The sequence below is a fragment of the Micromonospora sp. ATCC 39149 genome (genome assembly GCF_000158815.1).
Lineage (GTDB): Bacteria > Actinomycetota > Actinomycetes > Mycobacteriales > Micromonosporaceae > Micromonospora.
Genome location: NZ_GG657738.1, coordinates 6422203 through 6447598, shown reverse-complemented (window position 1 = coordinate 6447598; position 25396 = coordinate 6422203). Strand labels below are relative to the sequence as shown.

Genomic DNA, 25396 nt, shown 5'->3' with positions numbered 1-25396 from the left:
TGCGCCCACGTCATCGACCGCGCGGCCGGCCGCAAGGGGGCGTGGACCGCCGCCCCGCCGGCCGGCCGGGTCCAGGTCGACCTGGTTTGCCTGCCCCACCTGCCCGCCCGCTCCGCCCGGGTGGCGACCGGCGGGTGGGTTCCGGTGGGCGCGGACGGTCGTGGCGACATCGCCCTGCTCGAACTGTCCGACCCGGTCCCCGGCGGTCCGGGCGCCGAGCTGCGGCGGATGCCCCTGTGGGAGAAGCGGGTCTACGCCTTCGGGTTCCCGAAGGAGTTCAGCGACGGCGAGACCGTCCACGCCGTCCTGTCCGGGGAGACCAACGAGCGGATGCAGATGAACCCGAACCCGGCGAGCCCGGGGCTGTGGGTGCGCAGCGGGTTCAGCGGCGCGGCGGCGGTCGACAACGAGACCGGCTACGTGGTGGGCATGGTGGTCTCCTACTACAGCGACCCCTCCGCCGGCCGCTCGTACATGATCCCGGTGGACACGCTCCTGAACCACCTGCCCCTGTTGGAGGCGTGGGTGGTCGGCGACTCCTCCGTCGACCAGGAGCTGACGTCGATGGGCACCGGCCGCGAGGACGGCGAGTTCGCCCGGCGGACGGCCCGGTTCTTCGCCCGCCGCTCGCCGGAGAACGTCCTGGTGGTCGTCACCGGCCCGCCCACGTCGACGATCTCGGCCACCGTACGCCGGGCCGTGGTGCTGTCCAACCGACAGTTCCGGCCGTCCTCGGCCGGTCCGGCCGCCGGCGAGCGGGACCCGTCGGTGCCGCCCCTGGGCAGCATCGACCTGGCGCTGGACGCCACCGGCAAGCCGCCCCGGGAGCTGGCCGAGCGGATCCTCGGCTTCGTCGGCGTCGCCGAGCCCGCGACGGCGGGCCCGGCGGACCGTCGGCTCGGCGACAAGGCGCCGCGGGCGCTACTGATCGACGGTGTGGACGAGTCGACCGACCCCAAGGGACTCGTCGCCGACGTCATCGGGCCGATCGTCGACCGCGCGGCCGAACGCGACCTGCGGGTCCTGGTGGGCTTCCGCAGCCCCGCGGTCGGCCTGCGGCTCGCGCTGCTCGCCCGGCGGATCGCCGGGTTGCGCGAGGCCGAGGGCCTCGCCCGTGCCCAGCAGCGCGAGGTCGAGGCCCACCTGACCGGGCTGCCGCCGAGGACGCCACGGGCCACCCGGCTGCGGATCCGGCTCACCACGCTGCTGGCCGCCGCCCGGGAACCCGATCCCGGTCCGTTGCTGGAACACCTGGCCGCCGTGGAGCACAGCACCGACCGGGCGCTGCACGAGGTGGCGAGGCTGCGTCAAGAGCTGACCGCCCGGGCGACCGAGCACCAGCAGCTGCGGGGGCTGCTGGACGCGCACCGGGCGCGCGCCGTGGCCGGCGGGTGGACCGAGCACCAGGGCCTCGGGCGGTCCTACCGGCGGGCCCACGACCTGCTCTGGGCCGGCCCGTGCGACCTCGCCGAGGCCACCGAGGCCGTGCACGCCTACGCCGAGGCGGTCCGGCGCATCCTCGGCGAGCGGCAGGAAGGAGTGCCGTCCTGATGCGCTGTCCGCGTACACCGGGCTGCCCGGGCACCGTCGACGCCGACGGCTTCTGCGAGGTCTGCGGTCTCGCGCCCTGGCCCGCGAGGTCGTCGGGCCGGGTCGCGACGCCGACGGCGGGGGCACCGGTCGGGAGCGAGACGTGGCCCGTGGCCGGCCTGGTGTCCCTGCCGGTGCGCGACTTCGCCGACCGCCGGCGTACGACGGCCGGCCTGACGGTGCCCGAGCACGAGCGGTTCTGCGCCAACCCCGCCTGCGGCAGGGAGGTCGGCCGGGGCGGGGCGGACCGGCTCGACCACGGCTACTGCCCCCACTGCGGGACGCCCTTCGCGTTCGTCTCCGCCCTGCGCCCCGGTGACCTGGTAGCCGGCCAGTACGAGGTGGTCGGGTACCTGGCCCGGGGCGGCCTGGGGCAGGTCTATCTCGCCGAGGACGTCCACCTGGACCGCAAGCACATGGCCCTGAAGCGGTTGATCAACAAGACCGAGCCGAACGCTTTGGCGATCGAGGTCTCCGAGCGGCAGTTCCTGACCACCCTGGACCATCCCAACATCGTCCGGATCTTCAACTTCGTCAGCGCGGAGGACCGGCTCTTCGGCGGGCAGACCAGCTACATCGTGATGGAGTACCTGGAGGGGATGACGCTGCACGAGCTGCGGCAGGCCGCCGTCGACCCGGCCCGGCCGGCCGTCACGCTGCCGCTGGTGGAGATCCTCGCGTACGGTCACGAGATCCTGACGGCGCTGGACTACCTGCACGGCAAGGGGTTGCTCTACACCGACCTGCACCCGGGCAACGTCATCCGTACCGCCGACCGGATCAAGCTGATCGACCTCGGCGGGGTACGCCGGGCCGACGACCGGCACAGCCCGAAGGTGGGCACCGAGACCTACGGGGTGAGCCCGACCGAGCTGGCCACGCACGGGTTCACGGTGCGGTCCGACCTCTACGCGGTCGGGGTCATGCTGCGGGAGTTGAGCAAGCCCCCGCTCGGCTCCACCGACCGTGATCCCGACCTCGGGGCGGAGTCGTTCGGGCGGCTGGTCGCGCGCGCCACCCACCGTGAGTGGCGCCGCCGCTTCGCCTCCGCCTCCGACATGTCCGAGCAGCTCAAGGGCGTGCTGCGGGAGCTGCTGCCGGCACCCCCGGCGGACCGGCCCCAGGAGCCGTCCACCGTGTTCGCGCCCACCGCGGCGCTGCTCGACGCGGGGCTCGGCGCGGTGCCGGGGCTGGCGGCCTGGACCGACCCGTCCACCGCCGGGGTGCCGCACCACGGCCGCCCGGCGCCGGCCGCGGTGGCCACCGGCCTGCCGGTGCCCCGCCCCGCGACCGGCGACCCCGCCACCGCCGCCCTGGAGCTGATCGGTGCCCTCGATCCCCGCAGCCTGCTGGCCCGGCTCGCGGCGTTCGAGGCGGACTCGGTCGAGGTCCAACTGTCCCGCTGCCGGGCCCACCTGGAGCTGGGCCGGCCTGAGCCGGCCCAGGAGGCGCTGGCCGGCGCCGCCGGGCTGCTCGGCGAGGACGCGGATGCCGACTGGCGGCTGGTCTGGCACCACGGCCTGCTGGCGCTCGCCCGGTCCGACGTGGACGACGCCACCGCGCGGTTCGATCGGGCGTACGGCGAGCTGCCGGGCGAGGTGGCACCGAAGCTGGCGCTCGGCTACTGCGCGGAGCAGCGGGGCGACGCCGTCGAGGCGACCCGCTACTACCGGGCGGTGTGGCGCCGGGACCGGTCGGCCGCCAGCGCCGCGTTCGGGCTGGCCCGGCTGCGGCTGGCCGCCGGCGACCGGGAGGCGGCGGTGCAGTTCCTCGACGGCGTCCCCCGGGTCTCCCGGCACTACGACGCCGCCCAGGTCGCGGCCGTCCGGGTGCTGGCCGATTGGCTCGGCGACGACCCGCCCGGCGCGGAGCACCTCAACGAGGCGGTGCGCCGGCTCGGCCGGCTGCGGCTCGACGGGGGCGCACGGCACGGTGAGGCCCGCGACCGGATGACCACGCTGGTCCGGCAGGCCGCCCTGGACCGGGTTCTCGTCCATGGCGCGGGCGGCCTGGCCGTCGGCGAGACACTGGGCGACGCGCCGTCGGAGCGGTCCCTGCGGCGGCTGCTCGAGAGTTCCCTGCGTGACCTGGCCCGGCAGGCGCGTACGGCCAACGACCACGGTGTCCTCGTCGACCGGGCGAACGCGGTCCGGCCGCTGACCTTCCTGCGATCATGGTGAGGAGCGACCCGGTGTCCAGCGCACTCGACTTCGACCTGCGGATCGACCACGACCGGTTCCTGTCCACCAGGGACCGCCAGCTACACGCGATCCTCACCGTCACCGCGCGGGCCCGGGAGGACGGCGGCCCGGCGCAGGCCGATGGCTCCCGTTACGCCGAGGTGCTCGTCGTCGACTGCTCCGGGTCGATGGCGCAGCCGCCGACCAAGCTCGGCGCGGCCCGGCGGGCCACCGCCGCAGCCGTCGGGATGCTGCCGGACGGGGTCCGCTTCGCCGTCGTCGAGGGCACCCACGAGGCCCGGATGGTCTATCCCCGCCACCGGGGCCTGGCCACCGCCTCACCGGCCACCCGGGAGGAGGCGCGGCGCGAGCTGGGGCGGCTCGCCGCCGCCGGCGGCACGGCGATCGGCACGTGGCTGGCACTGGCCCGCGAGCTGCTGGCGGAGCACCCCGAGGCGATCCGGCACACCCTGCTGCTCACCGACGGCCGCAACGAGCACGAGACGCCGCAGCGGCTGGCGGAGGTTCTGGCGGACTGCGCGGGGCAGTTCGTCTGCGACGCGCGGGGCGTCGGCGACGCCTGGGAGCCGCGGGAGCTCATGCGCGTCGCCGAGGCGCTGCACGGCACGGCCGACGCGGTCCGCCGGCCCCAGGAACTGGAGGCCGACTTCCGGGCGACCATGCGGGCCACGATGGCCAAGCGGGTGGCCCGGGCGAGGCTGCGGATCGCCGTGGTGCCACCGGCGCGGGTGCTGTCCTGCCGGCAGGTGCATCCCACGGTCATGGATCTGCCGGTGGCACCGGTCGACGACCGGTTGGTGGAGTGCGCGACCGGCTCCTGGGGCGCGGAGAGCCGGGAGTACCACCTGTGCCTCGAGGTGGACGGGACGGGCCGGCCGACGGGCGAGGATCTGCGGGTCGCCCGGATCGACCTGCTGGTGGACGACGCGCCGGCCGCCCGGCCGGTGAACGCCCTGGCCCACTGGACCGAGGACCTGGCCCTGTCCAGCCGGATCGATCCGCGGGTCGCCCACTACACCGGGCAGGAGGAGCTGAGCCGGCTCATCGCCGACGGGTGCGACGCGTACGACACCGGCGACCGGGCGACCGCCGCGCGGCTGCTCGGCCGCGCCGTCGAGCTGGCCACCGCCGCCGGGGACGCGTTCCACCTGGAGCAGCTACGGCTGCTCGTCGAGGACGTCGGTGCCGGTTCGGTACGCCTGCGCGACGACCTGCCCCGGCTCGACGTGATCAGCGTGGCCCTGCGGTCGTCGTTCACGGTGCGCGATCCGGCCCCTCAGGTGGCGCCGTCACCGGCACCGGCCGCCGACTCCCAGCCGCGGGTCTGCCCGTGCGGCCACCGCTCGCCGCCGGGTGCCCGGTTCTGTGAGCGGTGCCGCCACGAGTTCACCGACCCGGCCAAGATCGGGCCGGTGCCGGCGTGAGCGGCGCGGCGCTGACCAGCACCACCCGGCGGACGCTGCTGCGGCTGCTGTGGGCGCTGCTCGCCGCGAACGCGGTCGCGCTGGCCGGCTGCCTGACGGTCTTCCTCGGCGTGCACCGGACCACGGACGACGCCTACGACCGTTCCGTGCCGGCGATTCTGGCGGTGTACGACACCCAGGTCGCCCTGCGGGAGGCGCACGGCGCGGCGGTGGCCAGCTTCGCGGCGTGCACCCGGCTGCTCGCCGGGCCGGGAGAGGACTACCAGAACCAGATCGCCCGCGCGGGCCAGCACCTGGCCGAGGTCGCCGAGGACAATGCCGCCGGCGACGACGGCAGCCGCGACATCCAGGTCGTCGAGGCGTCGCTGGTCACCTACACCGGCCTGATCGAGCGGGCCCATGCCCACTTCGCCCAGGCCGGCGGCAGGGCGCTGGGCACCGCCGCGCTGCGGGACGCGTCGAGCTTGCTGGAGGAGATCCTGGACCGCCTCGATTTGCTCCGGGGCAAGCAGGTCGCGGCGCTGGACCGGAAGGTCGACGGACGTGGACGGGCCCGGCGACGATCCTGCTATGGCTGCTGCCGGTGCTCGTCCTCGGCGGGCTGCTGGTCGCCACCCAGCTGTTCCTGCGCCGCCGGTTCCGGCGGGTGCTGAACGCACCGCTGTTGCTGGCGACGCTCGCGGTGGTGGCGATGGGCGGCACCACCGCGATGAGCCTGCGCTCGACCGACCAGCTCGCCGACGCCCGGGCCGAGATGGGTCGGGCGGCCGAGGCCCGGGCGGAGCAGCTCACCTCGCTGGTCGGCCGGGACGCCGAGCGGCTGGCCGCTCTGCTCAGCGCCGCCTACGCACCGTCGCCGTGCCTGGCCACGGCGACGCCGGTGGGTCCGCCCGGCGCGGCACCGCCCACCCCGGGCGACGGGCAGGCGGCACCGGGCGACGGGCAGGCGCTCCCTGCCGGGAACGCGTGGAAGCACGGCCAGGAGGCCACCAGGCTGGCGGCAGGGGCCGCGAACAGCCACGGCGGCGAAATCGTCCTGCTCGCGGCGTCCCTGCTCGCCGCCGCGCTGGTGGTCTTCGGGCTCCTGCCCCGACTAGAGGAATACAGGTATCGACAGCGATGAGACGCGGTGCGCTCGCCCTGATCCCGGTCCTACTCGCCGGTGCCGGCCTGGCTGCCTGTGCCGATTCCCCGCAGCCGCGCACCCTGAGCGTCGTCGCGTCCTGGTCGACGGACGGCGAGGGCGACACCGAGCAGGAACGCAGGCGCAGCAGCGAGGCCGGGCCCTTCCTGGCGGTGTTGGACGCCTTCACGAAAGAGAGCAAGATCAGGGTCAACTACCAGGGCACCCGGGACGTCAGCCAGGTGCTCCGGTCCGGGATCGACCGGGGCCGGCCGCCGGACGTCGCGGTGTTGCCCCGGCTCAACGACCTGAAGACGTACGTGCAGAGCGGCGACCTGTACCCGCTCGACGACGTCCTCGTTCCGGCCGAGCAGCCGGGCCTGGCGCGACAGTTACTCCAACTCACGCCCCCGAGAGGCACCCATGCCCGGGTGTATGGGCTGTCCGTCGCCGTGCACGCCAAGAGCCTGGTCTGGTACCGGGCGGACGCCCCCGGCGGCCCCACCGTGCGCAGGCCCCCGGCGACGTGGGCGGAGCTGGTCGCGCTGACCCGCGACATCGAGGCGCGCGGGGGTGTGCCGTGGTGCCTCGGGATGGGGGCGCAACCGCAGTCCGGGTGGCCTGGCACCGACTGGATCGAGGACATCCTGCTGCACCGCTCCGGGCAGACCGTCTACCAGCGGTGGGCGGCGGGGCATCAGGCGTGGAGTTCGCGGGAGGTGCGGGAGGCATGGCAGGAGTGGGGCGCGCTGGTGGGGGTCGGGCCGGGCAGCCGCACCCCCCTGCTGACCAACTTCGACGTGGCGGGGCGGGGCATGTTCGGCAAGGCCCCGAGTTGCTTCCTCGATCATCAGGGCTCGTTCATCGTCCGCTCCTACCAGGGGTCCGATCCGGACAGACCGCCACCGGCGGTCGACTTCTTCCCCTCTCCGGCGTTCGGCCCGACGCCGGGCGTGCCGGTACGGGAGATCTCCGAGGACGTGGTGGGCATGTTCGAGGACTCGCCGGAGGCCCGGAAGCTGATCCACTTCCTGGCCGGCGAACAGGCCCGCCAGGCGTGGCGCGAGGCGAGCGGCGATCTGGCGTTCACCCTCAACGCGGAGGCCGGCCCGGCATATCCGGACGGCCTGCCGCGCCGCATCGCGCAGACCCTCACCACCGGCACGCTGTGCCGCGACGCCTCGGACATGATGCCGGCGGCGATGACCGCCGCATTCCATTCGGCCGTCCTGCAGTACCTGGACGACCCCTCGCTGCTGGGCACGTTGTTGACCGAGCTGGATATCGTGCGGAGCCAGACCGGGCAGGACGAGTGGCTAGGGTTGCCCTGCCTCAGTCCGCCGAGTTGACCACCGAGAAGGGGCAGTGGATGAGCGAGGTTGTCGAGTTCGCCCTCGATGGCGGGGGTACGGTGCTCGTGGCCGTGGACGAGACGCCGGGCATCGCCCCGGCGTCCGCCGCCGACGACGTGCTCCGCCGGGCCGGGGTGAGCTTCAACAAGGCGATCGGCCAGGCGCGCGACGCCGCGTCCGCCGCGTTGACCGAGTTCCGGTCGATGGTGGACCGGCCGGACGAGGTGGAGATCAGCTTCGGCATCCAGCTCACCGCGGAGGCGGGCGCGTTGATCGCCCGCACCGGCGTGCAGGGGCAACTCCAGGTGACCGTGCGCTGGCAGCGGCTCCCCACCGCCTGACCACCGTCGTCTGCCGGCGACCGCGCCACGCCCGCTGGCCCCTGCCGGTGTGGACGGTGCGGGTCCACACCGGACCGCCGCACCCGGGAGTACCGCTAGGGAGGCCGGCGGCGGCCCACCGGCGAATCCGGGATGTCTCGGATGGATGGCGGGCGGTCCCGCGCTGGGTCTTCGTGGCCACCGTCGTCGGCGTGGCCGCCGACCCCACCATCGCCGCGCTGCTCGGCCACCCGGCACCGCTGATCTCCTTGGCGATCCTCGGCACCTGGCTGGTGCTCCGGCGGCGGCAGTCTCACGCCAGCGACCATGCCGGCGCGTCGCCGGCCCGGCGATGAGGTCGAGCAGGTAACGGCCTGACCAACTCCGGGTGGGTCCAGGCGATGACATACGGACCGCCCAGGATCACCGGGCCGGCCCGGACAACGGGCCGGCGCGGTCTACACCATCGCCAGCAGCATCAGCCCCATCACCACGCCCATGGTGGCGTGGCAGATACCCTCGGCCCGCGCCCCGGGCGGCCCCGGCCGACCGGCGGGGACGCGATCGCGCCAGGCCGGGGTCAGCCGTACCCCCCGGGCCGCCCACCAGCCTGCGGCGAGTAGCAGGTACCCACCCAGGGCCAGGCTGACCAGCGGCGGCCACCAGCCGACCGGCGCGACCCCGCCGTGCTGGCCGTGCGGCCCGGCGTGGTCGCCGGGAAGACCGCTCATCCACACCATCGCCCCCGACGCGAGGGCGAAGTACCCGGTGACCGCCCGCGAGCCGGGCCTCGATGGACGGCGGGCCGTCAGCATCGCGTACCAGGCTCCGGCCGGCGCGAAGAGGACGAGCCACACCACCGGCGGCACCCCGAGCGCCCACACCATCGCGGTCATCGCCACGCCCATGAGCACGTGGACGGCCCCGGAGACCCGGGATCGGACGGCTGGTCCCGGCCCCGTGCGCCGGGCTGTTGGGTCCAGCATCCGGAATCCGTGAAAAGCCGTCACGGCCACGAGCGCCAGCGTCATCGGCCATTGCAACGCCGGGCTCACCATGGGCTCGCTCCCCTCGTCCGGCCGCTGGCAGGGCCCGGCGTGGACAGACGGTCAGGGCCGACGGTACTCGGCGAACGGGTCGACGTCTGCGTGCGAAGTTGCCCTGCCGTCCGCGCCGGGCGAACGCGGGTGCGGGCGCCTCAGCCCCGCCGGCACGTCCTGCGCGAACGGCTGCCGCCGGCCGCCATCGGCCGTAGCCTGACCCACGCCAACCGGCGGCACCGCTCCATCCAGCCACGGCACCGGCGGCGCGCACGCTTGAATCAGCAGGCCACCGCGGCCAGCTGCGAACAGCCGGCATACGTCATCCGACAAGACTCGCCCGACGCCCCACCGGCTTGACGTATTCCGTTATGGGAATATGATGGCTGCCATGGCACGAGCAGCGACGACGTCTGACGCGTTCAACGCGATCGCCGAGCCGCAGCGCCGGGACATCCTGGCGCTGCTGCGGGCGGGTGAGCGGCCGGTGACCGACCTGGCCCAGGAGCTGGGGATGAGCCAGCCGCAGGCGTCGAAGCACCTGCGGGTGCTCCGGGAGGTGGGGCTGGTGCGGGTCCGCGGGGCGGGCAAGCAGCGCCTCTACGGCCTGAACGCCCGCGGGCTGCGGCCGGTCCACGAGTGGGTCGGCGGGTTCGAGCGGTTCTGGAACGAGAGTTTCGACCGGCTGGACACCTACGTGCAGGACCTCAAGCAAACAGCACAGGAGGAATGACCGATGGCAGGGGCAAGGCAAGAAGCACGGGCGGAGCCGGCGACGGCCGACCGGGAGATCGCGATCTCCCGGGTCATCGACGCCCCGCGGGAGCTGGTGTTCGAGGCGTTCACCGAGGTCCGGCACCTGTCGCGGTGGTGGGGTCCGGAGGGCTTCACCACCACCACGCGGTCCTTCGAGTTCCGCGTCGGCGGAGTCTGGGACTTCGTGATGCACGGGCCGGACGGGACCGACTACTCCGAGTGGATCACCTGGACCGAGATCGTCCCACCGGAGCGGATCGCGCTGCTGCACGGTGAGTCCCGCGACGACCCGAACGCCTTCGAGTCGGTCCTGACCTTCGCGCCGGACGGTGCGGCGACCCGGATCGTGATGCGCACGGTGTTCCCCACCAAGGAACTGCGCGACGACGCGGTCGAGAAGTACCACGCGATCGAGGGCGGCCAGCAGACCCTGAACAGCCTGGCGGCCTACGTCACCGAGATCGTTCAAAAGGGGGCGCGGGGCTGACGGCCGGAAAGGCGGCACCCGCCTGCTCGACGGCGTGGACACGTCCAGGGTCGCGCTGGAGGTGGTCCGTTCGGAGCCCTCGTCGCGGGTGACGCACCTGACCTACGCCGTGCACCCACGGCAGCCGCGCCACCCCAGCGACCCGAGCACCCACGGCGCACACGCCTGGATCAGCAGACCACCACGGCCAACTGCGAATAGTCACCATGAGGGCGGGGGTCGTCGCCGCACGGGCCATGAACTGGCCGACGACCCCGCACCGCGCAGCGCAACGCAACGCCGCGCCGGTCGCCCGACCGAAGGGCAGCCCCGGTACGACGACGCCCCCGGCACCGAGCACGAGCTCGACACCGGGGGCGGGCCGTACCGCGGATCCGCGGTCACGTCGAGACGACCGCTAGACGGCCGTGCGCGACCATTGCTGGTTGGTGCCGGTGTTGCACGGATACTGCTTGAGGACCACGCCGTCCGCGGTCGATGCGGCCGGTACGTCCACGCACTTGCTGCTGTGTCGCGCCCGAAGCTGGAAGTAGCTGCCGTTGGCGACCATCTGGAACTGCTGGTTCGCGCCGGTGCCACAGGTGTACTGGATGAGCTCGGCACCGTCGGCGGTGGAAGCGCTCACCACATCAAGGCACTTCCCGCTGTGCCGGCTGATGATGCGCCAGTAGCCGCTGCCGGCGTCCTGGAACTGCCACTGCTGCCACGCATTGCCGCCGTACGTGTACTGGACGACGCGCGCACCGTTGTCGGTGTTCGGTGATTGGACTTCCATTGCCTTGCCGCTGTGGCGCACGTTGAGCTGGTAGAACGTTCCCGTCGCTGGCGGAGGCGTCGTGGGGTTGCTGTCGATGGTGTCGCCCCAGCCATACCGGATCCGGTCGGCGCCGGAGATGTTGCGGACGGTCAGGTTGAGGTCGGTGCCGCTGCCGCTGAGGGCGAACATCGAGTACCAGTCGTAACCGATGCTGCCGGTCTTGCCGCCGAGCGCGGGCCAGTAGGTGCCGCCCATCTGGTTGTCACGCATGACCTGGGCCATGGCGCGGATGTGGCGCACGAAGTTGTCGGTGCTGTTCGCGTCGGCGTAGTTGCGGCCGTCGTTCATCGGCGCGCCGAACTCCGTGGCGACCGCGCGGGAGGCGCAGTTGCCGAGGCGGGTCTGGATGTGGCTTCGGAAGGCGTCGTAGGTCATCTCGCCGTAGAAGAAGGCGTAGTGGTGGAAGGAGAACAGCGTCGAGTTGAAGCGGCTGTCGTTGCAGACGTCCCGAAGGTCCTGGCTGAAGCCGGTTCCGCCGATGAGCACCCGGCCGGGCACCGCCGAGCGGTGGTAGCTGAGCCAGTTGGCTGCGACGTTGCGCCAGTCCGCCGAGCTGTAGCCGTGCGGCTCGTTCATCGGCTCGAAGTAGACGTTGGCGTTGGAGCCGTACGTGCTGATCACGTTGGCCCACATCGCGTTCCACGCGGCGAGGTTCGTGATCCTGCCGCCGGAGGCGGCGCCGTCCTCCCAATAGGTGAGAATGACCTTGAATCCACGTTCGGTGGCGGCGTCAATGGCGCCGCGGTAGGCGTTCCACCACGTCGTCCCCACCGTGTGGGTGTTGATGGGCAGCCGGATGGTGTTGACCCCCATGGTGGAGGCCATGTCGTCATAGAGGGCATTGGCCTTGGCCCGCACCGTCGCGTTGCTGTCGGACTGGCTCAGGCCCTGCACGACGAGCGGGCCGGTGCTGAAGTTGTCCCCCAGCACTGCCCAGTTCATGCCTCGGAACTGGCGCGTGGCGGCGGTGGCCGGCGACGAGGCGACGACGACGACGCTAGCCAGCGCCGTCAGCGCGGTCACCAGGGCGATCAGCATCCGGCGCAACCGGGTCCTCCGCGATGGTCCTGATGCGCGGGCATCAGACGACGTGATCCGTGTCATGGAATGTCCAATCACTGAAACTTAGCGCCTTTGCCTTGACGGCACGCAGGTTAAGGCCGTGTTACATGTGGATGCTAGTGACAACATCAGCCATGTCAAGCCCTCGACGACCATCGATGTGAAATGCGCTGTCGCCTCCGTCAGGAGCCGGCATCGCCGACGGCGCCGGCATCATCGTGCGACAGCAGCCGTCACCGATACCGGCGACAGCGTCGCCGCCATGATCGACGGTGAGGCGACCGTCAGGACCTCCTGAACCCGAAATGGGCGGGTTGAACGCGCGCCCCGCAACCGGCTCTACGTGTGAACAGTGGACGGCCTTCAACACCATCCACAACGCCGCAACCTCCGAGGCGCCGCTCGAGCCCGGCCCTGATCCTGGGCAAACTCCTCGGCGCGTTGGCAGCAACCGGGCACCCGCCGCCGGGCCGCCGCCACGGACGCCAGACCTGCTCGACATGGAGGGGACCGCCACCGGCGGGTGGCTGGGGCTCCCGACCACATCCACAACCTGGAAGCCGACACCGCACCGGCGGACCACACCAACTCCCCCCGCCAAAATCGCGACGCATCGACCTCGCCGCCACTGCCCGGACCGTCCCAGTTGTCGTCCTGCTTCCTCGGCTACTGCTACCGCATGAGCGTGGTTGCGACAAAGAGGTTCGGATTCAGTAGTCAAGTGTCATCACGCGCAGGACGACACGGGTTGGTCGCAAGCGGGATGGTGATGTCTTCCGATAATTGGGATGGAGCGTCTTGTGGCAAGATTATTGGCTCGGCTCGGCAGGTTCACTTTTCAGCGTCGCGGTCCGGTGCTTTTGGCATGGTTGGCCATTCTGGCTGGGACGGTTTTCGCGGGCCTGACGGCGGCATCGGCTCCGGCCGACGATTTCTCGGTGCCCGGCATCGAGTCGCAGACCGCTTTCGACCTGATGCAGGAACGGTTTCCCGGGCTAACGGCCGATGCCGGTGACGCGACGGTGGTGTTCGTGGCCCCGGCGGGCGAGAAGGTAACCGCCGCGCCGTACAAGTCGGCCATCGAGTCAGCGGTTCGGCAGCTTGGCGCCGGTGATCAGGTCGCCATGGTGGACGACCCGTTTCAGGCCGGCGCGGTCAGCGGCGACGGATCGGCGGCGTACGCGAGTGTGCGGTACGCGGTGAAGGCCAGCGCGGTCACTGATGCCAGCATCGAGAAAATCGACGCCGCGGCCGATGTCGCCCGGAAAGCCGGCCTGACCGTCGAGGCCGGCGGGAGCGCGATGGAGCCCGGCGGGGGCGGGGGTGTCGCTGAGATCATCGCCATCGGGCTGGCCGCGGTGATCCTGCTGATTACCTTCGGGTCCCTGGTCGCCGCAGGGCTGCCGCTGCTGACCGCACTGCTCGGAGTCGCGGTGAGCATGATGTCGATCCTCGCGGTGAGCAATGCGTTCGGCCTGTCCGCGACCACCGGCACCATGGCGTTGATGCTGGGTCTCGCGGTGGGGATCGACTATGCCCTGTTCGTGGTCTCCCGATACCGCGAGGAGCGTGCCCGGGGCCTTTCCGCAGTTGACGCGGTCTCCCTGGCGGTGGGCACCGCTGGCTCCGCTGTGGCTTTCGCTGGCTTGACGGTGGTTATCGCGCTTGCCGGTATGGCGGTGATCGGCATCCCGATGCTGACGAAGATGGGGCTTGCCGCGGTCGCGGCGGTGGTGGTTGCCGTGTTGGTCGCGTTGACTCTGGTGCCGGCGGTCCTCGGGTTTGTGCCGGACAAGGTGCTGTCTCGGTCTGCTCGCCGCGGTCAGGTGGCCACAGCGGACGAGAAGGCGCCGGGGCGCGGCGGCACGCGGTGGGCGCGGCTGGTGCTTCGCAGGCCGATCGCGGTCCTGGTTCTGGGTGTGGCGCTGCTGGGCGCGCTCGCGATCCCCGCCGCGTCGTTGCAGTTGGGCATGCCGGGGGACGAGTCCCGGCCGACTTCGACCACCCAGCGTCGTGCCTATGACGCGCTGGCCAAGGCGTTCGGGCCCGGGTTCAATGGGCCGCTCATGATCGTGGTCGACGTCAAGGGCGCGACTGAGCCGGAGAAGGCGGTCGAGTCCATCGCCGGCAGGATGGCTGGGGTGGACGGGGTGGTGTCGGTTTCGCCGGCGCTGCTCAACGACGCCCGGGACACCGCGATGTTCGAGGTCGTTCCCTCCACCAGCCCGACCGATGAGGCGACCAAGGACCTGGTCCGTGACCTGCGTGACGCGCGGCCTGAGCTGGTCGGCGGCACGGGTGCGAAGTTCCAGGTCACTGGGACGACGGCGGTCAACATCGACTTGGCGGAGAAGCTCCGGGACGCGCTGGTACCCTACCTTGCCACCATCGTCGGGCTCGCCGTACTGCTGCTGCTGGTGGTGTTCCGCTCGATCCTGATCCCCGTCAAGGCAGCCCTGGGATTCCTGCTCTCGGCGGTGGCCGCCCTGGGGGCGATGGTGCTGGTGTTCCAAAAGGGATTCGCCGCGGGTCTGCTGGGTGTCGAGCAGACCGGTCCGATCATGAGTGCCGTGCCGATTTTCATGATCGGGATCGTGTTCGGGCTGGCGATGGACTATCAGGTGTTCCTTGTGTCGCGGATGCGGGAGGACCACGTTCAGGGTGCGCAGCCGCGCCAGGCGATCGAGGCCGGTTTCCGGCACAGCGCCCGCGTCGTTGTCGCAGCCGCGTTGATCATGATGGCTGTTTTCGCCGGGTTCATCGCCGAGGTCGACCCCTTCATCAAGATGATCGGTTTCAGCCTCGCCGCCGCAGTGTTCCTGGATGCGTTCGTGGTCCGGATGGCCATCGTCCCGGCTGTCATGGCGCTGCTCGACCGCCGGGCGTGGTGGCTGCCCCGCTGGCTGGACAGGATCCTGCCGCGCGTCGACGTCGAGGGCGCGAGCCTGGAGCGGGATCCGCTGGGGGAGCCGGAGCGCGAGCGGGAGCCCATGCCCGCAAGCGCCCCGTGACAGGCGGATGAGTAGTCACTGATCATTAAGGGCCGGGTCCGCGGAGAACGGCGGGCCCGGCCCGTACGGCAGATACGAGCTGGTTGGCTCGGAAGACAATCGACTTCGGCGCCGCCGGCCCGCGGCGGATCAGGAGGAGCTCTGATGGTCAGTCTGGAGGAGTACGCGCAGCGGTATCCGCGGCTGACCGACGCGGTCATCGTGCTCGCGTTGCTTGGTGGCGCGGTGATCGGGGCGAATCTCGTCGGCCCGGGCGAGAGTCGTCCGCAGGATGTCTGGGTCGCCAATGTCGTGACGGGGATCGCCTGTCTGGCGCTGTTCGGGGCCCGCAAGCGTCTGCGGAGCGCGGTCGTGGTGACCGCTGTCTGCGCCGTCGTGACGGGAAGCCTCGGTTTCGTCCTGTCCCCGCTCCTGCTCGCGCCGCTGATGGTGGCGCTGTACTGGCTGGCTGCCGCGACCGACTCGCGGACGACCTGGGCGTACGGCGGCGTAACGACCGTGCTTGTCGTCGGCACCGCGGTCGGGGTCGACCTGGACGCGATGGTGGCGCTGCGCGCCTTCGGGCCTGCCCTGTGGCTGCTGCTGCCGCTGGCCATGGGCAGCGGGACCCGGCTGCGTCACGCCTGGCTCGAGGCCGTCCAGGCCCGCGCCGAGCACGCCGAGCGGACCCGTGAGGAAGAGGCCAGGCTGCGGGTCACGGAGGAACGGATGCGCATCGCTCGTGACCTGCACGACGTCGTGGCTCACCACATGGCCGTGGCCAACGCGCAGGCCGGCACCGCGGCCCACCTGCTGGAGTCCGACCCGAAACTCACCAAGAAGATCCTCACCGACCTGCAAGCCACCACCTCCACGGTCATGCTCGAGCTGCGCGACACCGTCGGCGTGCTGCGCCACAGCGGCCCAGACGCGGACAGCCTCGAACCGGCGCCGGGGCTGGCCCAGCTCCCAGACCTGCTGGAGGTCTGCAGGTCCGCCGGCCTGACAGTCAACCTAGCGACGGAGGGCGAGCCTCGGGACCTGCCGCCCGGGATCGACCTGACCGCCTACCGCATCATCCAAGAGGCGCTGACCAACGCCACCAAATACTCCGCGTCGGCGACGGCCGCGCTGCGCCTTCGCTACAGCAGCACCAGGCTCACCATCACGGTCACCAACGACACCCGTACCGACGAGCAACCCAGACGCGGCTCCGCCGGCTACGGCATCATCGGGATGCGTGAACGGGCCCATGCGGTCGGCGGCGACCTGCGGGTCAGCGACAGCGGTGCCGCCGACTTCGAAGTCGTGACCGCCCTGCCGCTGCATCCGCACGCGCCCGTGCCGCGCTCTCTCACACCCCAGGGGACGCCATGACGATCCGAGTCCTTCTCGCCGACGACCAAGCGCTGCTACGCGGCACCTTCAAGATGCTGATCGACTCCTGCGACGACCTCGAGGTCGTCGCCGAGGCCGCCGACGGCGCGCAGGCCGTCGATCGCGCCCGCGAACACCGTCCCGACGTCATCGTGATGGACGTGCGGATGCCCGGTGTCGACGGCCTGACCGCCACCGAGACCATCTGCGCCGACCCCGACCTGACCGGCACCCGGGTCCTCATCCTCACCACCTTCGAAAACGACGAGCACGTCGCCCGCGCCCTACGCGCCGGCGCCAGCGGCTTCCTCGGCAAGTACGTCACCACCGACGCCCTCCTCGAAGCCATCCGTACCGTCGCCACCGGCGAGAGCCTGCTCTCCCCAGGTGCCACCAAAGCCCTCATCAGCCAGTTCCTCGCCACTCCGCCACCGAACACCGCCGCCCCGCAGCCCACCACACCCGGGATCCGCGATCTGACCAACCGCGAACGCGAGGCCATGAAGCTGGCCGCCGACGGAAAGTCCAACGACGAAATCGCACGGGAACTCAATCTCAGCGCGCTCACCGTACGCACCCACATCCAACGCGCCATGACCAAGCTCGGCGCCCGCGACCGAGCACAACTCGTCGTCCTGGCCTACAAGAACGGTCTGGTCTCACCAGACCCCCACACCCCCTAACCCGGGACCGCGCCAGCTTTGGTGCTTCGACAGGCCCGCGCCTCGACGGTGCCTTCGCGATACCGCGCGTGGTACGAACCTGGCGCCTGCCGCAGCGATCGTGACGTCGGCAGCCGAGCGCGTTGGCACGTTGCGGGTGTCTGACCGACCACGCCATGCGCCAGTGCCGATCCTCGCTCCGTTCTGGGCGTACCCCTAACCCCTAGGGGGCGGTACAGCGATCGCAGTACGCCGGAGTGTCTGCGGCTGGACGATGTCGCCGCCGGATCTTCCGGCGAGTCTTGGGTCGTCGCGTGAGACAGCTGGAGGGGTGGCAGATGATCGAGGTGAACGACCTCAGTAAACGGTACGGCGAGAAGCTCGCGGTCGACTCGTTGAGTTTCGCCGTACGGCCGGGCGTGGTCACCGGCTTTCTCGGCCCCAACGGGGCCGGCAAGTCGACGACGATGCGGGTGATCATGGGTCTGGACCGGCCGACGTCCGGGCAGGTACGCGTCAACGGCCGCTCGTATGCGCGGCTCAAGGCCCCGTTGCAGGAGATCGGGGCGCTGCTGGAGGCGAAGGCGATCCATCCGGGTCGCTCGGCGTACCACCATCTGCTGTCCTTGGCGGCGAGCAACGGCATTGACAAGGGCCGGGTGCTCGATGTCATCGACATGGTCGGTCTGAGCGAGGTGGCCCGCAAGCGGGCCGGTGGCTTCTCGCTCGGCATGGGGCAGCGGCTGGGCATTGCCTCGGCGCTGCTGGGCGACCCGCGGATCGTCATGCTGGACGAGCCGGTCAACGGGCTGGACCCCGAAGGGGTGCTGTGGATCCGCAATCTGCTCAAGAGCCTGGCCGGGCAGGGCCGGACGGTCTTCGTCTCCTCGCACCTGATGAGCGAGATGGCGTTGATCGCCGAGGACCTCATCGTGATCGGGCGGGGGCGGCTGCTGTCCGCCGGCCCGATCGCCGAGTTCATCGCGCAGGCGTCGACCCGCAGCGTGCGGGTCCGTTCGCCGCAGGCCGCCAGCCTCGGCGGCGTGCTGGTGGGTGAGGGCGTCACCGTCACCAACACCGAACCTGGCGTGCTGGAGGTCACCGGGCTGGACCCTGCGGAGATCGGTGAGCGCGCCGCCGCCGCCGGCCTGGTCCTGCACGAGCTGTCGCCGCAGGAGGCCTCGCTGGAGGAGGCGTTCATGGAGCTCACCCGGGATGCCGTCGAGTACCACGCCACCGCCGGCGCGCTGGCCACCGCCGGAAGGACGAACTGATGACCACCACCCCTGCCGTCACCGGCCCCTCGCGCGACCTGCGGGTCACACTGCCGCGGGTACTCCGCATGGAGTGGATCAAGTTCTGGTCGTTACGCTCCACGATCTACACGTTGGCGATCACCGCGCTGCTCACGATCGGCGTCGGGTCGCTCGTCAGCGGCGTCATCGGCACCGGGGACGGCGGGCCCGGCCAGGACGACTTCAGCGATCCGGCCTCGATGAGCCTGGGCGGGGTGATGCTCGCCGCGCTCGCCACCGCGGCGCTCGGCGTGCTGACGAGCACCAGCGAGTACGCCTCCGGGATGATCCGGGCCACGCTGGCGGCGGTGCCGGCGCGTCTGCCGGTGCTGTGGGCCAAGGTGATCGTCTTCGCCGCGGTGAGCTTCGTGCTGATGCTCGCCACGTCGCTGGTCGCCTTCCTGGCCGGCCAGGCGATCCTCTCCTCCCGCGGCTTCACCAGCGTCACCCTCGCCGATCCCGGGGTGTTCCGGGCGGTCGTCGGCGCGGCGGTCTACCTGACCGGCGCCGGCCTGATCGGTCTGGCCGTGGGCGCGCTGCTGCGCAACACCGCCGGCGCGGTCACCACCGTGGTCGGCGCGCTCTTCGTGCTACCCGTTCTCATCCAACTCCTGCCGGCCAGTTGGGACGACAGCATCTTCCCCTACCTGCCCTCGAACGCCGCCGGGTCGTTCATGGCGGTCGAGGCGGCCAGCCCGTCGCTGTCCGCGTGGCCCGGGTTGGCCGTCTTCACCGGTTACATCGCGGTACTGCTGGCCGGCGCCGCCGTCCTGCTCAAGCGCCGCGACGCGTGACAGTACGGTGAGTACATGATCGGCCCAGCGTGGCCGCGGCAGCTGAACCGCAACCACCCGCACCTGCTCGACGCCGCCCTCGCCACCCTGGTGGCGGGGGTCGGCGCGCTGCCGCTGGTACTCAGGTTCGGCCCCGACGACGGTCCGGAACCGACCGGCGCCGACGCCGTGGCCGCCGGGATCGCTTTCGTACTGCTGCTGACCCGGCGCCGGGCGCCGCTGACCGTGCTGGCGCTCGCGGTCCTGAGCCTGATCGTGGTCACCGCCACGTCCGGTGACAAGACGCCCATACTCGAGGTCACCGCGATCATCACGCTCTACACCGTCACCCGGACCGCCAGCCGGCGGGTCGGGGTCATCGCCGCCCTCGGCACGGCCGCCAGCCTCTACACGATCGACGCCGCGGCGATCGGTTCGCTCACCGACCCGGGAAGCCTGGGGGCGATCGCCTGGACCGGCATGGCCGCCTCCATCGGCGGGGCGGTCCGCACCTGGCGCGACTACCTCGCCGCGACCGAGGAGCGGGCGATCCGCGCCGAGGCGACCAAGGAGGAGGAGGCCCGCCGCCGGGTGGCTGAGGAGCGACTACGCATCGCCCGGGAGCTGCACGACGTGATCGCCCACCACATCGCCCTGATCAACGTCCAGGCCGGGGTGGCCAGCCACATGCTGCGCAGCCAGCCCGACCAGGCCGACGAGGCGCTCGGCCACATCCGCGAGGCCGGCCGCACGGTCCTGGACGAGCTGGGCTCCCTGCTGTATGTGCTGCGCCAGTCCGGGGAGGTGGTGCAACCGACCGAGCCCGTCCCCGGCCTGTCCCGCCTCGGTCACCTCCTGGAGACGCTGACCGCCGCCGGACTGCGGATCCAGCACCGGCAGGTCGGCCAGTCCCGGCCCGTCCCGCTAGCCACCGACCTGGCCGCGTACCGGATCATCCAGGAAGGACTGACCAACGCCCACAAGCACGGCGCGGGCGCGGCACGGCTGCTGGTCGACTACCGCCCCGACGCGCTGCGCATCGAAGTTCGCAACGCCGTACACACCCGCCCGTCCGCGGCCGCCGGCACCGGAAACGGGCTGACCGGCATGCGCGAACGCGCCCACGCCGTCGGCGGCAGCCTGCATGCCGCACTCGAACCGGACGGCACCTTCCACCTCGACGCCCGGCTGCCCCTGCCCGACCTGCCAGCCGAGCGCCACGCCGCCGCGATGGAGACCACCGGATGAGCATCCGCGTCCTGCTCGCCGACGACCAGGCCCTCATCCGGGCCGGGTTCCGCATGCTGATCCAGAACGCACCCGACCTAGAGGTCGTGGGCGAGGCGGCGAACGGGCAGGAGGCGGTCCGGCTGGCCCGCGAGACCCGCGCCGACGTCATCCTGATGGACGTCCGCATGCCCGACCTCGACGGCCTCGCCGCTACCCAGGCCATCACCGCCGACGAGGCCCTGGCGGGGGTACGGGTGCTGATCCTGACCACGTTCGAGGCCGACGAGTACGTCTTCCAGGCCCTGCGCAGTGGGGCCAGCGGCTTCCTCGGCAAGGGTGTCGAGCCGGCCGACCTTCTCGACGCGATCCGGATCGTCGCCGGTGGCGAGGCACTGCTGTCGCCGAAAGCCACCCAGGCGCTCATCGCCCGGTACCTCGCGAGCCTCAAACCCGCCACCGGCGCCGTACCGACCGAGCTGGCCGCCCTCACCGAACGCGAGCGCGAGGTACTCACCCTGGTCGCCGCCGGACTCTCCAACAACGCGATCGCCGAACGCCTCTACGTCTCCCCGTTGACCGCGAAGACACACGTCAACCGAATCATGGCCAAGCTGGGCGCCCGAGACCGCGCCCAACTCGTAGTCGTCGCCTACCAGACGGGCTTCGCCCGCTCCCCTGCTCGTGACTACGGCTCCTCGCGCTGACGGCGGTCACCTGGCGTGTTGCGCGCGGGTGTGTACGGTCGTGCGATGACCGTGTCCCGGAGCATCGGAGACCCGATGAGCGACGACCTGCCCCACCTCGACCCGACCCGGCCGACGGCGCAGCGGGTGGCCCATCTGCTCGGGCGGATGAGCCTGGCGGAGAAGGTCGGCCAGATGATGCAGCTCGACGCCCACGGCGACCTGGCCGACCTCGTCCTGGAAAAGCACGTCGGATCCATCCTGCACACCTCCCCCGCGCGGGTGCTCCAGGCGCACGAGCTGACCGCGCGGACCCGGCTGCGGATCCCGCTGCTGGTCGGCGAGGACTGCATCCACGGGCACTCGTTCTTCCCCGGCGCGACGATCTTCCCCACCCAGCTCGGCATGGCCGCCACCTGGGCGCCGGACCTCGTCGAGCGGGTCGCCCGCGCCACCGCGGTCGAGGTCGCCCCGACCGGCGTGCACTGGACCTTCTCCCCGGTGCTGTGCATCGCCCGCGACCTGCGCTGGGGCCGCATCGGCGAGACGTTCGGCGAGGACCCGTTCCTGATCGGCGAGCTCGCCGCCGCGATGGTGCGCGGCTACCAGGGCGAGGACCTCGCCGACCCGACCGCCGTGCTGGCCACCGCCAAGCACTTCGCCGGCTACTCGGAGACCCAGGGCGGCCGGGACGCCAGCGAGGCGGACCTGTCCCGACGGAAGTTGCGCGCCTGGTTCCTGCCGCCGTTCGAGCGGGTGGCGCGCGAGGGGTGCCGCACCTTCATGCTCGGCTACCAGAGCACCGACGGAGTGCCGATCACCGTCAACGACTGGCTCCTGACCGACGTACTGCGCGGCGAGTGGGGCTGGACCGGCATGCTCGTCACCGACTGGGACAACGTCGGCCGGATGGTCTGGGAGCAGCAGGTCCAGCCCGACCACACGCACGCCGCCGCCGCAGCCGTGCGGGCCGGCAACAACATGGTCATGACCACCCCGCAGTTCTTCCAGGGCGCCCAGGACGCGGTGGCGCAGGGGCTGCTCGCCGAGTCGGACCTCGACGACGCCGTCTCCCGCATCCTGGCCCTGAAGTTCGAGCTGGGTCTCTTCGAGGACCCCCGCCGCCCGGACGTCGCCCGGCAGCGGGCGGTGATCGGCAGCGCGCCGCACACCGCACTGAACCTGGAGGTCGCCCAAAGGAAAAATGGTGCTGCTGCGCAACGACGGGGTGCTCCCGCTGGCGGGCGGGTTCCGGGCCGACGACACCGGCCGCGCCCGGGGCGACGGCGGCGCTTTGCGTACCGTCGCGGTCGTCGGCCCGCTCGCCGACGACGCGCAGACCCAGCTCGGCGACTGGGCCGGCTCCTCCGGCCAGGCCGACTGGATGCGCGACGGCCAGCCCCGCGACATGATCACCACGATCCTCGTCGTCCTGCGCGCGCACGCGCCCGACGGCTGGACGGTGACCCCGCCCCTCGGCGCCGACATCCTCACCATGGCGCCCGACGGCGAGGCCGAGCTGTCACGACGGCCCAGCCCAGCCCACAGATGTCGTGCCCTGCCCGCCGGACGGAGCGCTGATCGCCGAGGCGGTCGCCGCGCGCGCGGGCCGACTACGTCGTCGCGGTCGTCGGCGCATCGAGCTGGTCGGCGAGGGCCGCAGCACCGCCACGCTCGACGATCGGCGGGCAGATCGCGCTGCTGGACGCCCTCGCCGCGACCGGCACCCCGCTGATCGTCGTCCTGCTCGCCTCCAAGCCGCTGGTCCTGCCGGACTCGGCGCTCGACGCCGCAGCCCTGCTCTGGGTGGCGAACCCGGGTATGCAGGGCGGCCGGGCCGTCGCCGAACTGCTGCTCGGCCTCATCGAGCCCGCCGGGCGGCTGCCCATCTCGTTCGCCCGGCACGTCGGCCAGCAGCCCACCTACTACAACCAGCTCCGCGGCCAGCACGGCTCCCGGTACGCCGACCTGACCCAGCGCCCCGCCTTCGCCTTCGGCGACGGCCTGTCGTACACGGAGGTCGAGTACGCCGACCTGCGGGTCGAACCGGGCGACCTGTCGCCCACGGACACCGTCCACGCCGAGGTCACCGTCCGCAACACGGGGGCCCGGCCGGTCCGGGAGACCATCCAGGCGTACGTCAGCGACACCGTCACGTCCGTCAGTTGGGCGGAGAAGGAACTCAAGGCGTTCCGTCAGGTGGAGCTGCGGCCCGGCCAGAGCGCGACGGTCCGCATCGACATCCCCGTCGCCGACTGCGCCATCGTCGACGGCCGGGGCGCCCGGGTGGTCGAGCCCGGCGCCTTCACGCTGCTCGTCGGGCCGTCGTCGCGGGACGAGACGCTGCTGCGGGCAGCGTTCGCCGTACGACCGGTGGCCTGACCGCCGCCGCACCCGGAGGAACCTCGATGTCGTCGACGGCGAAGTCCCTGCCGTCGGCGTTCATGTCCCACCGGCCCGCCCACCTGCGCAGCCCGCATCGACGGCCCTGGGGGCTGCCGGTGACGGCGGCCGTCCTCACGGCGGTGCTGCCCAGCTGCCGTGGCGGTCGGTCGCCGCGCCGCCCCCGCTGCGCCCAACCACGCCGCGCGGGCCATCGCTCACCGCCTCGGCGCCGAGTCGGTCGGCGGCTCCCGAGCCGGCAGGCTCGCGCAGCCGCAGGGCCAGGAAGAGGTCCACCCGGTCCTCGAACCGGCCGAGGTCGCAGCCGGTGAGCCGCTCGATCTGACCGATCCGGTACCGCAGGGTGTTGACGTGCACGTGCAGTGACTCCGCGCACCGGCGCCAGGCGCCGTTGGCGGACAGGAACGCGTTCAGGGTGTGCACGAGCTCGGTCCCGTGTCGCCGGTCGTAGCCGGTCAGCGGGTCGAGCAGCCGGGACCGGAAGGCCCGCTGGGTGTCGGCCGGCACGCCGGCCAGCAGGATCAGGTGGGAGGCCATCTCCCCGGAGCAGACCAGGGCCACCGGCCCGGGGCAGGCCGCCGCCGCGCGCAGGGCATGGGTGGCCTCCTGCACGAGCCCCGGCAGCGCCGCGGCGGCGCGACCGGGGGTGCTGATCCCGACCGAGAGGCGCCCGGGTCCCAGCCCGGCGGCCAGGATGTCGAGGGCGGCGCGGAACCCGCTGGACGCGGCCCCGGCGGTCTGCCCGGACGCGGCGTCGCCCACCACCGCCAGCAGGGTCGGGTCCTGCGTGTTGCCGGGCAGCGCCGTCACGGCCGCCGGTACGCCCATGGTCCGGATCGCCTCGCGCAGCACCGCGAGGGCCAGCGCCGGAGGCGTCCGCAGCCCGGTCAGGGTCGCGGTCATCGCGACGAAGCTCCGGTCCGGCATCAGCCCGCAGGCCCGAAGCCGGGCCCGCAGGTCGGCCTCGTCGCCGTCGCCGGCCAGCGCCCGCCCCACCTGGTCGGCAGGCGCTGCTCGACCCGCTCGGCCTCGTCGGCCTGGGTCCGTTCCAACGCGACCATGTTGACCAGTTCGGCCAGCACGTCGTCCCCGGGCAGGGCCGGCGTGTCGGCATCCGCCCGTACCGCGCGGGGCCCGGTGACCCGGGGGCCGGGATGCGCCCGTGACCCCCCGCCCCGCCCCGGCCGGCACCTCCGGGTGCCCCCGCTGGCGCTTCCGGCCCGGCCGGCGCGGCTGGCAGCTCCGGCCCGAGCGGCGCGCAGGCGAGCAGCCAGGACGCCATCCGGTGCGCCGGGGAGCCGGGAATCGCGGTGACCGACATGAGGGTCCTGCCGGCCCGGGTCGTGAACGGCAGCCGCGCGGCGGTCAGAAAGGCGGTGGCCAGTTCCCCGGCGGCCGAGGCCGGCAACGGGGCCGTGCCGGCGACCAACCGGCCGGTGGCGGAGAGCAGCCAGCACCGCACGCCCAGGTCGGCGGCGACGGCCGGCAGCAGATCGGGCAGCCGGGCACCGGCGGCCATCGCCGCGACCACCCCCCGTTGCCGGCCGAGCATCGTGGCCAGCCCGGTCGCCCGCTGCTTCCACACCGACGGCGCGAGGGCGTCGATGACCTCCCGGAAGGACACCTCCACCGGAATCTCGAACAGGGGCACGCCGTGCCGGCGGCAGGCCTCGACCAGGTCCGACGGCACGCCGCCCGAGGGCAGCGTCGTCCCGCGCCGATCGCGCTGACTCGGGCCTCGGCGCACGACCTGGACGAATTCTTCGGGCATCGGTCGGGCCGCCTGCCGCCACATCAGCCCGGTGAGCACG

Annotated in this window: 22 protein-coding genes and 2 pseudogenes; 21 read left to right on the top strand and 3 right to left on the bottom strand. The window is 72.3% G+C overall.

The features are described from left to right. The 8 genes and pseudogenes from MCAG_RS27810 to MCAG_RS33080 form a co-directional block, all read left to right on the top strand. Positions 1-1551: pseudogene (locus MCAG_RS27810) on the top strand (trypsin-like peptidase domain-containing protein); the annotation flags it as partial. Beyond that, entirely contained in the window at positions 1551-3770 is a 2220-nt protein-coding gene (locus MCAG_RS27805) for a serine/threonine-protein kinase (protein WP_036375597.1), read from the top strand. The pseudogene MCAG_RS27810 and the gene MCAG_RS27805, both read left to right, overlap by 1 nt. Positions 3771-3781: 11 nt before the next feature. Further along, a complete protein-coding gene (locus MCAG_RS27800; RefSeq protein ID WP_050778109.1) occupies positions 3782-5215 on the top strand; it encodes a VWA domain-containing protein in 1434 nt (477 codons plus the stop codon). Further along, on the top strand, positions 5212-5868 hold the full coding sequence (locus tag MCAG_RS27795) for a hypothetical protein (protein WP_050778108.1): 657 nt from the start codon (positions 5212-5214) through the stop codon (positions 5866-5868). Before MCAG_RS27800 ends, MCAG_RS27795 begins: the two co-directional genes overlap by 4 nt. Beyond that, on the top strand, positions 5799-6338 hold the full coding sequence (locus tag MCAG_RS33085; RefSeq protein ID WP_050778107.1) for a hypothetical protein: 540 nt from the start codon (positions 5799-5801) through the stop codon (positions 6336-6338). The genes MCAG_RS27795 and MCAG_RS33085 overlap by 70 nt, the downstream gene beginning before the upstream one ends. Next, entirely contained in the window at positions 6335-7687 is a 1353-nt protein-coding gene (locus MCAG_RS27790; protein WP_036375595.1) for an ABC transporter substrate-binding protein, read from the top strand. Before MCAG_RS33085 ends, MCAG_RS27790 begins: the two co-directional genes overlap by 4 nt. A 20-nt stretch (positions 7688-7707) precedes the next feature. Next, entirely contained in the window at positions 7708-8031 is a 324-nt protein-coding gene (locus MCAG_RS27785) for a CU044_2847 family protein (RefSeq protein WP_036378114.1), read from the top strand. Positions 8032-8222: 191 nt separating this feature from the next. Next, entirely contained in the window at positions 8223-8366 is a 144-nt protein-coding gene (locus MCAG_RS33080) for a hypothetical protein (RefSeq protein ID WP_198141671.1), read from the top strand. Between the two features lie 102 nt (positions 8367-8468). On the opposite strand, the gene MCAG_RS27780 is transcribed toward MCAG_RS33080, so the two are convergent. Beyond that, positions 8469-8996, bottom strand: coding sequence for a DUF5134 domain-containing protein (locus MCAG_RS27780; RefSeq protein ID WP_157548296.1), 528 nt, complete (start codon positions 8994-8996; stop codon positions 8469-8471). Between the two features lie 445 nt (positions 8997-9441). Here MCAG_RS27780 and MCAG_RS27775 point away from each other — a divergent pair, with 445 nt between their 5' ends. After that, positions 9442-9783 (top strand): helix-turn-helix transcriptional regulator, encoded by a 342-nt coding sequence (locus MCAG_RS27775; RefSeq protein WP_007076271.1) that lies wholly within the window; start codon positions 9442-9444, stop codon positions 9781-9783. A 3-nt stretch (positions 9784-9786) separates the two neighbouring features. Further along, positions 9787-10293 (top strand): SRPBCC family protein, encoded by a 507-nt coding sequence (locus MCAG_RS27770; protein ID WP_007076270.1) that lies wholly within the window; start codon positions 9787-9789, stop codon positions 10291-10293. Positions 10294-10690: 397 nt separating this feature from the next. On the opposite strand, the gene MCAG_RS27765 is transcribed toward MCAG_RS27770, so the two are convergent. Then, complete coding sequence (locus tag MCAG_RS27765) at positions 10691-12148, bottom strand: RICIN domain-containing protein (protein ID WP_232290311.1); 1458 nt, start codon at positions 12146-12148, stop codon at positions 10691-10693. Positions 12149-12960: 812 nt separating this feature from the next. Between MCAG_RS27765 and MCAG_RS27760 the strand changes: the two genes are divergently transcribed. The 10 genes and pseudogenes from MCAG_RS27760 (at position 12961) to MCAG_RS35400 (ending at position 23564) form a co-directional block, all read left to right on the top strand. Continuing rightward, on the top strand, positions 12961-15183 hold the full coding sequence (locus MCAG_RS27760; protein WP_007076268.1) for an MMPL family transporter: 2223 nt from the start codon (positions 12961-12963) through the stop codon (positions 15181-15183). 144 nt (positions 15184-15327) lie between these two features. Beyond that, a complete protein-coding gene (locus tag MCAG_RS27755) occupies positions 15328-16539 on the top strand; it encodes a sensor histidine kinase (RefSeq protein WP_007076267.1) in 1212 nt (403 codons plus the stop codon). Next, positions 16536-17222: a response regulator transcription factor gene (locus tag MCAG_RS27750; protein ID WP_007076266.1), complete on the top strand. Its 687-nt coding sequence runs from the start codon at positions 16536-16538 to the stop codon at positions 17220-17222. Before MCAG_RS27755 ends, MCAG_RS27750 begins: the two co-directional genes overlap by 4 nt. A 317-nt stretch (positions 17223-17539) precedes the next feature. Further along, positions 17540-18475, top strand: a complete 936-nt coding sequence (locus MCAG_RS27745) for an ATP-binding cassette domain-containing protein (protein ID WP_036375588.1) — start codon at positions 17540-17542, stop codon at positions 18473-18475. Next, on the top strand, positions 18475-19290 hold the full coding sequence (locus tag MCAG_RS27740) for an ABC transporter permease (RefSeq protein ID WP_050778106.1): 816 nt from the start codon (positions 18475-18477) through the stop codon (positions 19288-19290). The genes MCAG_RS27745 and MCAG_RS27740 overlap by 1 nt, the downstream gene beginning before the upstream one ends. Before the next feature lie 15 nt (positions 19291-19305). Next, positions 19306-20517, top strand: a complete 1212-nt coding sequence (locus tag MCAG_RS27735) for a sensor histidine kinase (RefSeq protein WP_007076263.1) — start codon at positions 19306-19308, stop codon at positions 20515-20517. Continuing rightward, positions 20514-21203, top strand: a complete 690-nt coding sequence (locus MCAG_RS27730; RefSeq protein ID WP_007076262.1) for a response regulator transcription factor — start codon at positions 20514-20516, stop codon at positions 21201-21203. The genes MCAG_RS27735 and MCAG_RS27730 overlap by 4 nt, the downstream gene beginning before the upstream one ends. Positions 21204-21248: 45 nt before the next feature. Continuing rightward, entirely contained in the window at positions 21249-22763 is a 1515-nt protein-coding gene (locus tag MCAG_RS35410) for a glycoside hydrolase family 3 protein (RefSeq protein WP_232290310.1), read from the top strand. A gap of 81 nt (positions 22764-22844) precedes the next feature. Next, positions 22845-23135: pseudogene (locus tag MCAG_RS35405) on the top strand (glycoside hydrolase family 3 C-terminal domain-containing protein); the annotation flags it as partial. Between the two features lie 15 nt (positions 23136-23150). Then, positions 23151-23564 carry a fibronectin type III-like domain-contianing protein gene (locus tag MCAG_RS35400; protein ID WP_232290427.1) on the top strand — a complete coding sequence of 138 codons (414 nt, stop codon included), beginning with the start codon at positions 23151-23153 and terminating at the stop codon, positions 23562-23564. Between the two features lie 135 nt (positions 23565-23699). Here MCAG_RS35400 and MCAG_RS27720 read toward each other — a convergent pair whose 3' ends face one another. Continuing rightward, positions 23700-24581, bottom strand: a complete 882-nt coding sequence (locus MCAG_RS27720) for a CdaR family transcriptional regulator (protein ID WP_050778105.1) — start codon at positions 24579-24581, stop codon at positions 23700-23702. A gap of 314 nt (positions 24582-24895) precedes the next feature. Between MCAG_RS27720 and MCAG_RS30010 the strand changes: the two genes are divergently transcribed. Next, on the top strand, positions 24896-25315 hold the full coding sequence (locus MCAG_RS30010) for a hypothetical protein (protein ID WP_050778104.1): 420 nt from the start codon (positions 24896-24898) through the stop codon (positions 25313-25315). Positions 25316-25396: the final 81 nt, after the last annotated feature.